The 14,164-nt window shown below is 66.0% G+C and carries 12 protein-coding genes; 6 read left to right on the top strand and 6 right to left on the bottom strand.

Annotated elements, in window-relative coordinates; genetic code table 11:
- The first annotated feature begins 180 nt into the window (after positions 1 to 180).
- Positions 181 to 990 carry a cytochrome C assembly family protein gene (locus tag SJI00_RS12020; RefSeq protein ID WP_322461930.1) on the top strand — a complete coding sequence of 270 codons (810 nt, stop codon included), beginning with the start codon at positions 181 to 183 and terminating at the stop codon, positions 988 to 990.
- A 9-nt stretch (positions 991 to 999) separates the two neighbouring features.
- Positions 1,000 to 2,196, top strand: a complete 1,197-nt coding sequence (locus tag SJI00_RS12015) for a transporter associated domain-containing protein (protein ID WP_322461929.1) — start codon at positions 1,000 to 1,002, stop codon at positions 2,194 to 2,196.
- An 18-nt stretch (positions 2,197 to 2,214) separates the two neighbouring features.
- On the opposite strand, the gene SJI00_RS12010 is transcribed toward SJI00_RS12015, so the two are convergent.
- The 6 genes from SJI00_RS12010 to SJI00_RS11985 form a co-directional block, all read right to left on the bottom strand.
- A complete protein-coding gene (locus tag SJI00_RS12010) occupies positions 2,215 to 2,808 on the bottom strand; it encodes a hypothetical protein (protein WP_322461928.1) in 594 nt (197 codons plus the stop codon).
- A 124-nt stretch (positions 2,809 to 2,932) separates the two neighbouring features.
- Positions 2,933 to 4,114, bottom strand: coding sequence for a formate-dependent phosphoribosylglycinamide formyltransferase (purT, locus tag SJI00_RS12005; RefSeq protein ID WP_322461927.1), 1,182 nt, complete (start codon positions 4,112 to 4,114; stop codon positions 2,933 to 2,935).
- A gap of 68 nt (positions 4,115 to 4,182) precedes the next feature.
- On the bottom strand, positions 4,183 to 4,650 hold the full coding sequence (locus SJI00_RS12000) for a VUT family protein (RefSeq protein ID WP_322461926.1): 468 nt from the start codon (positions 4,648 to 4,650) through the stop codon (positions 4,183 to 4,185).
- Positions 4,651 to 4,794: 144 nt separating this feature from the next.
- Positions 4,795 to 4,989, bottom strand: coding sequence for a DUF1289 domain-containing protein (locus SJI00_RS11995; RefSeq protein WP_322461925.1), 195 nt, complete (start codon positions 4,987 to 4,989; stop codon positions 4,795 to 4,797).
- Complete coding sequence (locus SJI00_RS11990; RefSeq protein WP_322461924.1) at positions 4,982 to 5,506, bottom strand: gamma carbonic anhydrase family protein; 525 nt, start codon at positions 5,504 to 5,506, stop codon at positions 4,982 to 4,984. Before SJI00_RS11990 ends, SJI00_RS11995 begins: the two co-directional genes overlap by 8 nt.
- A gap of 278 nt (positions 5,507 to 5,784) precedes the next feature.
- Positions 5,785 to 6,384 (bottom strand): CoA pyrophosphatase, encoded by a 600-nt coding sequence (locus SJI00_RS11985; protein WP_322461923.1) that lies wholly within the window; start codon positions 6,382 to 6,384, stop codon positions 5,785 to 5,787.
- Between the two features lie 160 nt (positions 6,385 to 6,544).
- Between SJI00_RS11985 and SJI00_RS11980 the strand changes: the two genes are divergently transcribed.
- The 4 genes from SJI00_RS11980 to SJI00_RS11965 all read left to right on the top strand — a co-directional run bounded on the left by SJI00_RS11980 (position 6,545) and on the right by SJI00_RS11965 (position 14,108).
- Complete coding sequence (locus tag SJI00_RS11980) at positions 6,545 to 7,111, top strand: NUDIX hydrolase (protein ID WP_322461922.1); 567 nt, start codon at positions 6,545 to 6,547, stop codon at positions 7,109 to 7,111.
- A gap of 111 nt (positions 7,112 to 7,222) precedes the next feature.
- Complete coding sequence (locus SJI00_RS11975) at positions 7,223 to 7,672, top strand: L,D-transpeptidase family protein (protein WP_416221029.1); 450 nt, start codon at positions 7,223 to 7,225, stop codon at positions 7,670 to 7,672.
- Between the two features lie 157 nt (positions 7,673 to 7,829).
- Positions 7,830 to 9,539, top strand: a complete 1,710-nt coding sequence (locus SJI00_RS11970) for a ShlB/FhaC/HecB family hemolysin secretion/activation protein (protein ID WP_322461920.1) — start codon at positions 7,830 to 7,832, stop codon at positions 9,537 to 9,539.
- A gap of 33 nt (positions 9,540 to 9,572) precedes the next feature.
- Positions 9,573 to 14,108, top strand: a complete 4,536-nt coding sequence (locus SJI00_RS11965) for a hemagglutinin repeat-containing protein (protein WP_322461919.1) — start codon at positions 9,573 to 9,575, stop codon at positions 14,106 to 14,108.
- Positions 14,109 to 14,164 lie beyond the last annotated feature (56 nt).

Raw genomic sequence — 14,164 nt, 5'->3', positions numbered from 1 at the left:
AAGGCGCAGCAAGCCGGCGATTATAGCGCAGACCTGAGATTGCGCACACCTCGGCACTGACAGACGCGTCCTTTGCTGATCCAGCCCCGCTACAAGGCCCGCCGCACTGGCGCAGACTTCCTTGCCCGCTACCTTCTATGCCACACTCCATTTCTTTTCAGGGCTTGCCTCCCAGGACTTATGCTCTCCTCACCCAGCCTCATTCCCAATCTGCTCGCCGCCGGCCTGTACCTGATCGCTACGTTCTACCAGGCCTCGCGCATTCGCCAGGGCTTACCGGCCGACAAACGCCTGCTGGGCCTGCTTGGCGCCTTGGCGGTGATCGCCCAGGGCGGCGCCCTGTTTTTCCAGTTGATCACGCCGCTCGGCCTGAGCCTGGACTTCTTCAGCGCCGCCAGCCTGATCGCCGTGGCCGTCATCGCGCTGACGCTGCTGGCCTGCCTGAGCATCCCGGTTGAAAACCTGCTGGTGCTGCTGTTCCCGCTCGGCGCCATCACTGCGCTGCTGTCGCAGTTCGCCCCAGCCGGCACGGTGCCGCTGATCAACGAGGAGCCGGGCATTCTCGCCCACATCCTGTTGTCGATCCTGGCCTATGGCCTGTTCACCATCGCGGTGTTCCAGTCGCTGCTGCTGCTGTTGCAGGATCACCAGCTCAAGCACAAGCATCCATCCGGGCTGATCCGCAACTTCCCGCCACTGCAGACCATGGAAAGCCTGCTGTTCGGCTTCCTCTGGGCCGGCTGGGTGTTGCTCAGCGCTTCGCTGGTGTCGGGCTGGCTGTTCCTCGACAACCTGTTCGCCCAACACCTGGTGCACAAAACCTCGCTTGCCTGCGTGGCCTGGGTGGTGTTCAGCGTGCTGCTATGGGGGCGCACCCGCCTGGGCTGGCGCGGTCACAAGGCCATCCGCTGGACCCTGGCCGGTTTCTGCCTGCTGATGCTGGCCTATTTCGGCAGCAAGCTGGTGCGTGAATTCATCCTGCATATCTGAACATCGCCCATGAACGCCCTGCCGCCTGCCACCGTGTTCGGCATGCTCGCCCTGGCGCTGCTCTGGTCAGCGCTGTTCACTGCCGTGGACGCCGCTCGCCAACAGCCCGATGACCGCGAAGCCGGCGACGACCTCGCCCTGCCCTCGCAAGCCCTGGTCCTGGGTGCCACGCTGGGCAAGTGCCTGGTGCTCGGCCTGGCCTGCCTGCTTGGCCAGCGCCAGGCCGGCGAGCCCGGTTTCTGGCTGGCCGGCGCAGGGGCAGCCGTGGCGCTGCTGGTGCTGGCCGAGTTTCTACCCCGGCGCATGGCCCGGCGTCACACTTCAGCTTGCCGCAACCTGGGCGAGCACCTGCTGAAACTGCCGGCGCTGCTCATGCAGCCGCTGGCCTGCCTGTTCGATGGCTGCGCGCGCCTGCTGCTGCGACCGTTTCGCCGCTCACCGCAGGCCACCGACCTGCACGCGCAGGCCGACGATCCGTTCGATGACGAGCCCCTGGCCCAGGCGCCACGCTCACGCCTGCGTGAGGGCTTGCAGGCGCTGGAGCGCGTCACCGTCAACGACATCCTGATCCCGCGCAACGACGTCGACGGCATCAACCTCGATGACCCCATCGCGCTGATCAGCGCACAGCTGCACGCCAGCCAGCACACACGGCTGCCGGTCTTCCATGCCGACATCAACCAGGTCGAGGCCGTGCTCAACATCAAGCTGGTGCAGCATCTGCTCGCCACCGCCGAGCTGACCCACGCCACCCTCCTGGCCGCCTGCCACGATCCGTACTTCATTCCCGAAACCACGCCCCTGCAGTTGCAGTTGCTGAACTTCCACAAGCAGCAGCGGCGCCTGGCGGTCGTGGTCGATGAATACGGCGACGTGCTGGGCATCGTCACCCTCGAAGACATCCTCGAAGAAATCGTCGGCGAGTTCGAGGACGAGCAGAACCTCGACAATCCGCACATCGTGCCGCAGGTCGATGGCAGCTACCTGATCGACGGCGCAGCCTCGCTCAGGGAAATCAACCGCTGCCTGGGCTGGCACCTGCCCTGCGATGACGGGCCGAAAACGCTCAACGGCCTGGTGACCGAAGTGCTGGAAAGCATCCCGGCAACGGCGGTGTGCCTGAAGGTCGGTCGCTACCGACTGGAAATCGTCGACACCGAAGAGAACTGCGTCAGCAAAGTGCTGGTGTGGGGCGTCTCGCGCTAGACGAACGCAGCCTCGAACTCAGCACGAGCGCTGTGCTGAGCTTTCGAGGTCATGGTCTTGCAGGCTGTAGCGATAGCTCACATCGATGTCACCTGGCTGCGGCCGGCTCCAGGTCCTGGTCAGGACGAACTCGAAAGCCGGCTCATACAGCGCCTCACGCAGCACGGCGCCGCCCAGCACCTCGACCTCATACCAACCATTGTCCAGCTCGATGACCGGCCGCTCAGGCGACTGATAGCGCACCAGAAAATCGCCCAACGTCTTGTTGGTGAAATGCTGCAGCACCCGCCAGGTGAACAGCATTACCGCGCGGTGCTCGACCTGCAGCACATAACCGCAGCGGCGATGCAGCAGGCGGCTGTCCGCAGCAAGCAGCGCGGGCGCCTCGCCATCGAGGGTGAAGATGATGCGGTAGGGCAGGTTTTCCACCCCAGCCAGCGGCAGGATCACCCCCTCCAGCACAGCCTGGTCACCGCTGTCGGAATGGGTGAAGGCGTGCGCCAGGTCGTCAGGCAGGTCGTGGTCCTCCTGAAAGCGCTTGAGTAGCTGGATGTCGCCGAGCAGAAAGTAGTCGATCAGCTCATTGAGCACTTCGGCGAATTCGTAGCGCATGGGCTGATCCTTGTGAGGCGAGCGCGAGGGGGCATGAAACAAAATGTAGCGGATACCCCGCCACGTGTCGCGCCGACGCCGTGGGCGGGAGGCATGCGGCAGGCCGCAACGGCCTGCCTGGCGATCAGAACTCGACGCTGACGGCCTGCGCCGCCCGGCTGGCCTTGGCCCGCGCGGCTTCGATCGATTCATCGCGCGCCAGGCACACGCCCATGCGTCGCTGGCCATCGATCTGCGGCTTGCCGAACAGGCGCAGGGCCGTGTCAGGCTCGCTCAACGCTGCGCCGAGGTTGGCGAAGGCGGTTTGCGTGGAGGTGCCTTGGGGCAGGATCACCGCCGAGGCCGAGGGGCCGAACTGGCGCACCACAGGAATCGGCAGGCCCAGAATGGCCCGCGCATGCAAGGCGAACTGCGACAGATCCTGGGAGATCAGCGTCACCAGGCCGGTGTCGTGGGGGCGCGGCGACACTTCGCTGAACCATACCTGATCGCCTTTGACGAACAGCTCAACACCAAACAGCCCACGCCCACCCAGTGCATCGGTGACCGCCTTGGCGACCCGCTGCGATTCGGCCAGGGCCTTGGGGTTCATCGCCTGAGGCTGCCACGATTCCTGATAGTCGCCCTTCTCCTGACGGTGGCCGACCGGCTCCAGGAAGGTGGTGCCGCCGACATGACGCACGGTGAGCAAGGTGATTTCGTAGTCGAAGTCGATGAAGCCCTCGACGATCACCCGCCCGCCCCCGGCGCGGCCGCCTTCCTGGGCGTAGGTCCAGGCGCTCTGCAGGTCGGCATCGCTGCGCAGCAGGCTCTGGCCCTTGCCCGACGAGCTCATCACCGGTTTGACCACACACGGGTAGCCGACGTCGGCAACGCCCTTGGCGTAGTCTTCGTAGGTGTCGGCGAAATGGTAGGGCGAGGTGGGCAGGTCGAGCGCTTCGGCGGCCAGGCGGCGAATGCCTTCACGGTTCATGGTCAGCTGCGTGGCGCGAGCGGTGGGCACCACATTGAAGCCTTCGCTTTCCAGTTCCACCAGCGTGGCGGTGGCGATGGCTTCGATTTCCGGCACGATGTAGTGCGGCTTTTCAGCCTCGATCACGGCGCGCAGCGCGGCGCCGTCGAGCATGTTGACCACATGGCTGCGGTGCGCCACTTGCATGGCGGGTGCGTTGGCATAGCGATCGACGGCGATGACTTCGACGCCCAGGCGTTGCAGTTCGATCACCACTTCCTTGCCTAGCTCGCCACAGCCGCAGAGCAGTACACGGGTCGCCGACGGCGACAATGGGGTTCCGATACGGGTCATCACAGGTCCTCTAGGTGGGTAACGACGATCGCCCCGGGGCGATCAAACGAAGCGAATACAGGCGCGGGTCACGGCGCGGCAGCCTGGCGCCGCGCGCGCCAGCTCATGGCCAGCCAGACCACGGTGACACCCGCAAACTTGGAGGCCATGGCCGTGCCGATCACAACGGGCGTCAAGGCGCCGATCATGCCGAAGAAAATCAGGGTGTCGACTGGAATGCTCAGCGCCGAGCTCAGCCATAACCGGTCACGCAGCGGGCGCCGGGTCACGCTGAACACCAGCCAGTCGATCAGCTCGGAAATGAAGAAGGCAGTGGCGCTGGCCAGGGCAATGGCCGGCTCCGAGGTCACGTAGGACAACACCAACGCCGCCAGCATCGCCAGCAGCGCGCCGTGGCCGTAGCGGGTCTGCACCATGTCGCGCAGGATGAATACCAGCCCGCCCCAGGCCGACCAGATCACGTCCAGGTGCGGGGCGCTGGAAAAAGCGAAATTGATCAGCACGACGCTGCTGATGTAAGCGATGAGAAAGAGCATGCAGAGAGACCTTCGGACAAGCCGCACAGGGTACTAAATTTCCCTGGGTAAGGCAGCCACCGCCTGCGCCAGGTATCTGCAGCGACCCACTGGGCGGTCGATCAAGGCCGATCGCGGCGCCCAACGACGGACTTGCCGCACGCGCTAGAGCATCAGGCCTGCGGCCATGGCGCGCTGATGGCACACCGTCAGCACCGCGCGCCGCTCATCGTCGTCCATCTGCGACCAGCGGCTGATCTCTTCCACGCTGCGCTGGCAACCGGTGCAGATGTCCTGTTCGTCCAGTGCGCAGATGCTCACGCAGGGCGACGCCACCGGGCGCGGTTTTGCCTCACTCATCGTCAGCCACCAGATCCGTTGCATAACGCTGGGCATTGCTCACGTAATGGGCAGCGCTGGCTTCGAGCAGCTGCTTCTGCGCCTCGCTGAGTTCACGCACCACCTTGCCGGGCGAGCCTACCACCAGGGAGCCGTCGGGAATGTCCCGACCCTCGGGGATCAGCGCGTTGGCGCCGATGATGCAGTGCTTGCCGATGCGTGCCCCGTTGAGCACCACGGCATTGATGCCCACCAGGCTGTAATCGCCCACGCTGCAACCATGCAGCATGGCGTTGTGGCCGATGGTCACGCCCTTGCCCAGGGTCAGCGGCGAGCCCATGTCGGTGTGCATCACCGCACCATCCTGCACGTTGCTGTCTTCGCCGATGTCGATCAGCTCATTGTCGCCGCGCAGCACCGCGCCGAACCAGACGCTGGCGCGGGCCTGCAGGCGGACTTTGCCGATCAGCGTGGCGGTAGGCGCGGTCCAGCTGGTGGGGTGAGCATCGACGCGCAGGTTGCCCAGGCGATAGTTCATGGTGGAGTCCTCACGGTGAAACAGCTGCCGGGCCCGTCTCTTGATGGAAAGCCCAGGGGCTGCAGGGAACGTCTTGAACGACGGTCAGGCTGTTTTCAACGCAGCACAACCGAGTGTCGAGCTTGGCAGGCAGCGACTAGGTTGTGTACGAAAAACCTCGATACTCGCCCATGCTGCGTTGAAAACGCCCTCGGAATGCTCATGTACTCCAGTACACTCCGCTTCCTCGGCCGTTTTCGCCTTGCCTGGCCTTCGTCTCAAGGCTTTTCGTACAGAACCTAGGGCTCGATGAACCGCTCAGGCGGCTCATGCAAGCTGATGCCGGCGTCAAACAACAGGTTGACCAACTCGACGATCATGATCGCCGACAGCCCCCAGATCTTGTAGTCGCCATAGCGGTAGCTGGGCACGTACCAGCTACGGCCCTGGTAGTCGATGCGGTGGGTGTGTTCGCGCGGGTCCTGACGAAAGAATGCCAGCGGTACGCTGAACACCGCAGCGATTTCGGCGTCGTTGGGGCGGTATTCGACATAGTCGGGGATCAGCCCGACAAACGGCGTGACCTTCAAGCCATGCAGGGAAATCAGCGGGCTGAGCGGGCCGAGCACTTCCACCAGCCCCGGCGGCAGGCCGATCTCCTCTTCGGTTTCGCGCAGGGCGGTGAACACCAGGTCGGGGTCTTCGGGGTCGCGCCGACCACCGGGAAACGCCACTTCGCCGCCGTGGGTCGAGAGACCCTGGGCGCGCAGGGTCAGGACCAGCTCGGGCGAATCGCCACGGGTAATGGGCAGCAGCACCGCGGCTTCCGGGAAGCGGCGGTCCGCCCTTACCGATACAGGGGTGTGACTGCCCATCCGGCGAACAAGCTCGTCCAGCATTTACGCATTCTCGATTCCGTGGCCTACCGAACATGATGCACCAAAAGCCACTACCGGCTAAAGCCCTGGGCAGCGCCGACGCGCGTCCCGACGAGGCCCGCTTGCCGAGCCGGCCAGGCGCACGCCAAGATGGCTGCACATTCAAGCAACGGCCATCAGCATGAAATTCTGCAGCGCCTGCGGTAACCCGGTCATCCAGCGCATCCCCGAAGGCGATAGCCGCCTGCGTTTCGTCTGCCCCGCGTGCCAGACCATTCATTACCAGAACCCCAACATGGTGGCCGGCGTGCTGGCGACCTGGGGCAGCCAGGTGCTGCTATGCCGGCGCGCCATCGAACCGCGCCGGGATTTCTGGACCCTGCCGGCCGGTTTCATGGAGAACGGCGAAACCCTGGAGCAGGCCGCGCGGCGCGAGACCGACGAGGAAGCCTGCGCGCGGGTTGGAGAGGCCAGCCTGTACCAGTTGTTCGACCTGCCGCACATCAATCAGGTGCATGTGTTCTTTCGCGCCGAGCTGAGCGATCTGGAGTTCGCCATTGGCACCGAAAGCCTTGAGGTGCGGCTGTTCGAGGAGCATGAAATTCCGTGGGACCGCCTGGCGTTCCGCACCGTGGCGAAGACATTGGAATGCTACTATCGCGATCGCATCGAGCAGCGCTATCCCATTGGTCATGAATATGTGCCCCCGATGAACCTCGCCTCCTCCACCCCTCTTCCTCGGGAATAGCGTTTCATGCGTTGTTTGCTTGCTGTGTTCTGCCTGTGCCTGGCGTCGATGGCCCAAGCGGCCTTCACCGAAACCATCATCCGCAAACCCGTGCCTGCGGTGGGCCCGGCGATGCCCGCCAAAGCCCTGCCGGTCGCGCCAGTGGACAAGATTCTGGTGCTCAAGTCCGAACGCCGGCTGCAGTTGATCAGCCGCGGCGAGCCGCTCAAGACCTACCGGATTTCCCTGGGCAAGCAGCCCAAGGGCGCCAAGGTGCGCGAGGGCGACAAGCGCACCCCCGAAGGCTTCTACTGGATCGACTGGCGCAAGAACAGCAGCCGCTACAACCTGGCCATGCACATCTCCTACCCCAACGTTACCGATGCCGCCCGTGCTCGGCGTGAAGGGGTTGCCGCCGGCAGCATGATCATGATCCACGGCACCCCGCTCGATGAGCAGTACCCGGAGTGGTACTTCCATACGCTGGACTGGACCGAGGGCTGCATTGCCATGCGCAACGCCGACATGCGCGAGGTCTGGAGCCTGGTCAAAGATGGCACGATGATCGAAATCCGGCCGTGACCGCCCGGTCCCGATCTGATCACTGCGAAAACGCCTACAGACTTTCCACTTCCGCCTGACGTCCATGTAAGTACGGTACGGCATCCAGACGCACACGCACGTTCTTAGAATTTCCGCAAAAAAAGTACGAATACGTACGCATCTGCGGAAATGACCGATGTTCAATGTGTGCACGCTTCGAATCGGCTACTGGCATAGCCTACTGCTACTCAGCCTGATCCTCACCTCACCGGCCGTGGCCGACGACCTCGCCACGCGCCAGCTGCGCGAGCAGCAACAACGCTTCGAGGCCGAGCAGGACCGCCAGCGTCTGCAACGCTGGCAAGGTCGCCATCAGCCCGCGCCGGATGACGCAGCGCCCCCACCGGCCGTGCAGAAAGAACCGCATTGCTGGGCCATCAGCGGGGTGCGCCTGCGCGGCAACCAACGGCTCGGCGACCAGGCCCTGCGTGACACCTTGCAGCCGCTGCTCAAACCCTGCCTGGGCACTGATGGCATCAACCGACTGTTGCGCGCGATCACCCAGCGCTATGTGGCAGCCGGCTATCCGGCCAGCCGCCCGCTGCTGGTCAACCAGCCGCAAGCCGGCCAGGCGCTGGACATCCTGATCATCGAGGGGTTTGTCGAGCGCATCGAGCTGGACCCGCCCGACCCGGCCGTGTCGCTGGGCGGAGCCTTTCCCGGCCTGCTCGGCGAGCCGCTGTACTTGCCGGACCTGGAACAGGGGCTGGACCAGCTCAACCGGTTGCGCGCGTTCGAGTTCGCCGTGCAGGTGTTGCCAGGCCAGCTGCAGGGCGGTTCACGGGTCAGGCTGCACAACGAAAAGCCGGGCAAGCGCTGGCACCTGGACCCCACCGTCGACAATCGCGGGCTGAGCGAACATGGCCGCCATCGCCTGATGCTCAACCTGGGTCTCGATAGCCCGCTGGGCCTCAATGATGAGCTGCGCCTGTCCGTGCAGAGGCTGGCATTGGGTGCCCGCGATGAGTTCAGAGGGCTCAGCGCTTCTTACACCGTGCCCTACGGCCCCTGGACCTTTTCCGGCACCGCCGCCAAGGCCGAATGCACCACCGAGTTACCCGGCCCGCGCTGGCTGCGCGTCGTCAGTACCTGCAACACGCGGTTTCTGGGCGCCGGCATCGAGCGGGTGCTGTGGCGCGAACAACGCGGTATGCTCAGCCTCTCGACGCAGTTGAACCACACCCGCATCGACAGCGCCATCAATGGCTGGCGCATCGGCCTGCAGAGCCCGGAGCTGCTCACCCTCGACACCGGCCTGCACGGTCTGTGGCTGCACCAGGGGCTGTGGACCGCTTCGGCCGGGATCGCCTTGGGCCGCAGCGTCAGCGACGACCCCCTGCGCAGAACCCTGGCGCCGCGCTTCACCCGCTACCGCGCCAGCCTGGCGCACCGCCGCGCGTTGGCCGAGCGCCCGGCGCTGAGCCTGAACAGCCAGCTCAGCGCCCAGTACAGCCCGGACAACTTGCCGGCCGCTGAGCACTTTGGTCTCACCGGCGACAACGCGGTACGCGGCTTTCGCACCCGCAGCGTGTCTGCCGCCAGCGGCCTGACCTGGCGCAACACCCTCAGCCATACCCTTTCGTCGCCCACCTGGCATGGCCTGCAGATAAGCCCGCGCCTGAGCCTGGACCTCGGCTGGGCCCGTCACTACCGCACCCGCGGCAGCTCACGCGACCGAGACGTCGATGCACACCGCCTGATCGGCGCCAGCGCAGGCCTGCAACTCACCCTCCCCAGCAGCCAGCACGTGCGCCTGGACTACCAGCGCGCCCTGTACGCCAGCGATCTCCCCCGCCATGCCCTGGAACCCGGCTTCTGGATCATGGCGTGGCAACTGAACCTGTAGCTCGCGACCCTTCCCCCACAAGAGAGCATCACCATGAATGAAGCCCGTGAACCCTCCGCCCGGCGCCCCGACATCCTGCGCTGGACGATCTTCCTGTGCCTGGCCAGCCCAGGCGCCAGTGTCGCCAACGACGCGCTGCACGCGGCCACCGGCCTGGCCGGCACCCCGCTGATCGACCTCAGCCATGGCGTACCGGTGATCGATATCGTGGCGCCCAATGGCCACGGCCTGTCGCACAATCAGTTCCTCGACTACAACGTCGGCCAGCCCGGGGTGGTGCTGAACAACGCCCTCAGCGCCGGCCAGTCGCAACTGGCCGGCGCGCTGGCGGGCAATGCGCAGTTCCAGGGCCAGGCGGCCTCGACCATCCTCAATGAAGTGATCAGTCGCAACGCCTCCCTGGTCAACGGCCCGCAGGAAATCTTCGGTCGCCCGGCCGACTACATCCTGGCCAACCCCAATGGCATCACGGTCAACGGCGGCCGTTTCATCAACACCACCCGCGCAGGCTTTCTGGTCGGCACACCGATCGTCGAGGAGCAACAGCTCAAGCGCCTGGACACGTTCGCGGCCAGCGGCCAGCTGCAGGTGCTCGAAGGGGGCCTGCGCAGTGAAACCGGGCTGGACCTGATCGCGCCGAAGGTCATCAGCAACGGCCCCCTGGAAACCCCCGGCGAGCTCAATGTGCTGGTCGGGCGCAACCGCCTGGACCGCCAGTCGCTGGAGGTGCTCGAACACCGGCCCGGCGAGCCGGGCAGCATCGATGCCAGCCTGTTCGGCGCGATGCACGCCGGGCGCATCCGCATCATCTCCACTGCCGAAGGCGCGGGCGTGCGCATGGGGCCCTCGCGCCTGGTGGCCGGCGAAGAACTGACCGTGCGCTCAGCCGGCGGGCTGACCGTCGAAGGCACCGAGCAGCGCAAGAGCCACCTGCAGGTCGAGCGCGGCGACATGACCCTGCAGGCCGCCCACGACCTGCGCCTGAGCGCCGTCACCGGCAGTGCCCGGAGCATCGACCTGAACGCAGGCCAGGCGCTCACCCTGGACGGCAAGACCCGGGAAAAAATCACCCAGCACACCGACAGTTGGGACAAGAAACTGCTGTTCGTCACCCATGAGACCTACGGCAAAGACACCACCACCACCCAGCGCACGCACCACGGCGTGATGCTGAGCGCCAGCGATGACATCACCTTGCGTGCAGCCGGCGACATGACCCTCACGGGCGCCAAGGTGGAGGCGACAGACCAGTTGCGCGTTGAAGCCGGCGGCAACCTGCAGCTCAGCGCCGCCGTGGATAGCCATCGGGTGGAAAGCCGGGTACGCCACCGCAAGCACCTCTGGCGCGGTGACAAGGACAGCGACTCCTACGTCGAAACCGCCGATCCGAGCAGCCTCAAAGGCGGCGATGTGCAGCTCGCCGCCACCGGTGACATGCGCATCAGCGCCAGCCAGGTGGACAGCCAGCGCTCCTTGCAGATCGACGCTCGCCACCTCGAGATCGACGCGCAGCACCTCAACGGCCATGACACCCTGAGCAACTACCGTGGCGACCTGGTCTCGGGCAGGTTTTTCGCCAACCGCAACGGCCATGAAAACCGCGGTGGCGAGGTGATCGGCAGCTCGGTGAAGGCCGGCGGGCTGATGAAGGTCACCGCGCAGCGTGCGACCATTCGCGGCAGCGAAGTGCTGAGCGGAGATGACGCGGTGCTCTACAGCCAGTCGGGCCTGCTGCAGATCGGTGCAGCGGTAGGTGACAAGACGCGCAAGAGTACGCGCTCCGACAGCCAGGTATTCGGCCTGCTGGGTGACAGCAGCGAGCAGACCCGCGGCGAGCAACAGGTGCTGTCCAGCGATGTGCATTCGCGCACCAACCTGCGCCTGGCCAGCGCCGGGGAAATGGCCATCGAGGGCGCGCGCATCAGTGCCGCGCAAAAGCTCGACGTCGAGGCTGCCGGCAACCTCAGCATCAGCAGCGCTGCCAGCCACCACACCCTCGACAGTATTGAGCAGCAACGCGGCCTGACCGCGCATGCCGAACAGACCCGCGAGGCCGAGGGCGATACGCCCGGCTCACGGCAGTTCGATGCCGGGGTGGGCTATGACGTGGCAACGGTTGAGCGGCACCGCCAGGACACCCGTCAGACCGCCAGCGAACTCAAGGGCGGCAGCGTCGACCTGCGCAGCGGAGAGGCGCTGAAGGTCATGGGCTCGAAGGTGACCGCCGAGCAAGGCGACCTGACCCTCACCGCCAAGACCGTCGAGGTGGGCGTGACCCGCAACGACACACAAGACACCACCACGCGCACCGAAAGCGGGGGCGGCTTGCACGTCACCGGGGGTATCGACCGGGTCGGCAGCGCCTTCAACGGCAAGCGCAACCAGACCACCACCGAGCACACGCAGAGCAAGGTGCAGCGCAGTGAGCTGCAGGCGGCAGGCGACGTCAAGGTCCAGGCCGAGACGCTGGTCAACGAAGCCGCCGTGATCGAGCCCGGCAAGACCTTCAAGGTGGTTGCCGAACACGTCGACAACCGCGCCGCAGACGACACCGAAACGACCGACACCACCACCCGGAACTGGAGCGGTAGCCTGGGCGCAAGCGTCGAGTACCGCGACCTCACGCGCCCGATCGAACGCCTGGTGCAAGGCGAGGAAGCCGCACGCTTCCAACAGGCCTCGACCGAAGACGCCATGGCGCCGCCGAGCGTCGGTGCCGATGCCACGTTCGCGCATCAGAACAGCCACAAGGTCCAGACGCAGAGCACCGCCCAGGTGACTGCGATCAACAGCGGCGACATTCAGATCAAGGCCCAGACCGTCAGCGACGTCGGCACCACCTACGGCGCCGGCGCCGGCAAGGTGACCCTCGACGCCGAGCAGCACCAGATGCACGCGGCGCACGATCGCCACACGGTCACCGAGGACGCACTGAAGATCGACGCCAGCCTGCGCCTCGACACCAGCACCGGCCAGGACATCAACGCGCGCATCACCGGGGCCGTCGCCAAGGACAGCAGCGCCGGCAGCAGTGCCGTCGCCCAGGTCGGCAGCCTGCAAGGGCAGACCGGCATCCAGGTGCAACTGGGCAGCGATGGCCGGTACGAAGGCACGCGCATGGACGGTGGCAGCGGCCCGATCCTGATCGACAGCAAAGGCTCGCTGACCGTCAACGCCGCGGCCGACACCCAGGAACAGACCCGCAGCGAGCTCGATGCCAGCCTCTGGGCCAAGGGCGGCAACCGGCCTGGCAAGACCGGCCTGGATGTCCGCGGCTATGGCGACTACAGCAGCGCGCAGTCCAGCGACAGCACCGCCAAGGTCGCCCAGCTCGATGCGCAAGGCCCGGTGACCTTGCGCAGCGGCGGCGACCTGTTGCTCGAAGGGGTGCGCATCGGCCGCCGCGAGGCGCCGGTGAGCGAGGCCCACCTGGAAAGCGCGGGCGTGCTCAAGGATGTGGCCGCCTACGACACCCACCAGGCCCAGGGCAGCACACTGGGCGGCGGCATGGAAGTGGCCGGCTCGCAAGGTGCCAGCAGCGGTGGCGGGCTTGGCGGCCACCTGACCTCGGCCAAGGTCGATGAAGACACGCGCACCGCCCAGGCCCCGAGCGTACACACCGCCGGCACCCTCGGCATCGCCAGCCAGGCGCGCGAAGACCAGGCGATTCACTTGCAGGGCCTGCAGGTCAGTGCGCACACGCTGAAGCTCGACGCCCGTAAAGGCGGCCTGCTGGTGGAGGCCTCGGAAAACCGTGAACAGCGCGACAACCTGGCCGTGACCGGCGGCGCCGGCTTCAACCTGAGCAAGGCCGAAAAACCTGCCGATGACGTGCGCGGCCTGCACGGACGGGTCACCGTCGATCTGGACAAACGCAACAACCAGACCTGGAACGACGGCGCGCTGCGCGCCGATCAGGTCAGCGTGAACAGCGCCGGCAACGCGCGCTTCGAGGGCGTGCGCGTCGAAGCCGAGCAGATCCGCGGCGCCATCGACGGCGACCTGCAGGTGGCCAGCCGCCTGGACCACATCGATACCACGCAAGTGAAGGTCGATGCACGCCTGAGCCACGAGAAGAACCCGCAAGGCTACATCAATGCCGCCACGGCAGTGGCGGGCCCGGCGGGTGGCAAGGTCGAAGAGAAAGCGGGTTCGGCGCTGGGCAAGCTCGACCCGGGTCTGTCGCCGACCTTGCGCATCGACGCCTCGCACATCGCCAGCGACACCGTGGCGCAGCAGAGCGGGCTCAAGGGCAGCCAGGGCATTGCCGTGGCGGTGGCCGGCGACACGCAACTGATCGGCGCGCGCTTGCAGGCGCCGCGCGGTAGCGTCGAGCTGGGCAGCGGCAGCATCCGGCAGCAGACCCTGCACGGGCAGGACTACCGCCGCGACGTGAGCATCGATGCGTCCAACTCGCTGGTGGACATGGGCACGGCGGTGGCTGAGATCAGCAAGAGCAAGGGCGCGGCCGATGGCGAGAACGCCCTCGACCTGGGCCTGATGCGCACCAGTGGGCACAGCCGCGACAACGAGTGGAAAGCGGCGATCCAGCAAAAAAGCAAGCTCTGACAGCCTGATCTGCCGGCGATCCCGTCTCGGGGCCGCCGGTTTTTCGTCACCGTCCG

Source organism: Pseudomonas gebzensis, from assembly GCF_034427815.1.
Taxonomy (GTDB): Bacteria; Pseudomonadota; Gammaproteobacteria; order Pseudomonadales; family Pseudomonadaceae; genus Aquipseudomonas.
The sequence above is the reverse complement of the archived record's forward strand: the minus strand, read 5'-3'. Positions and strand labels throughout refer to the sequence as shown.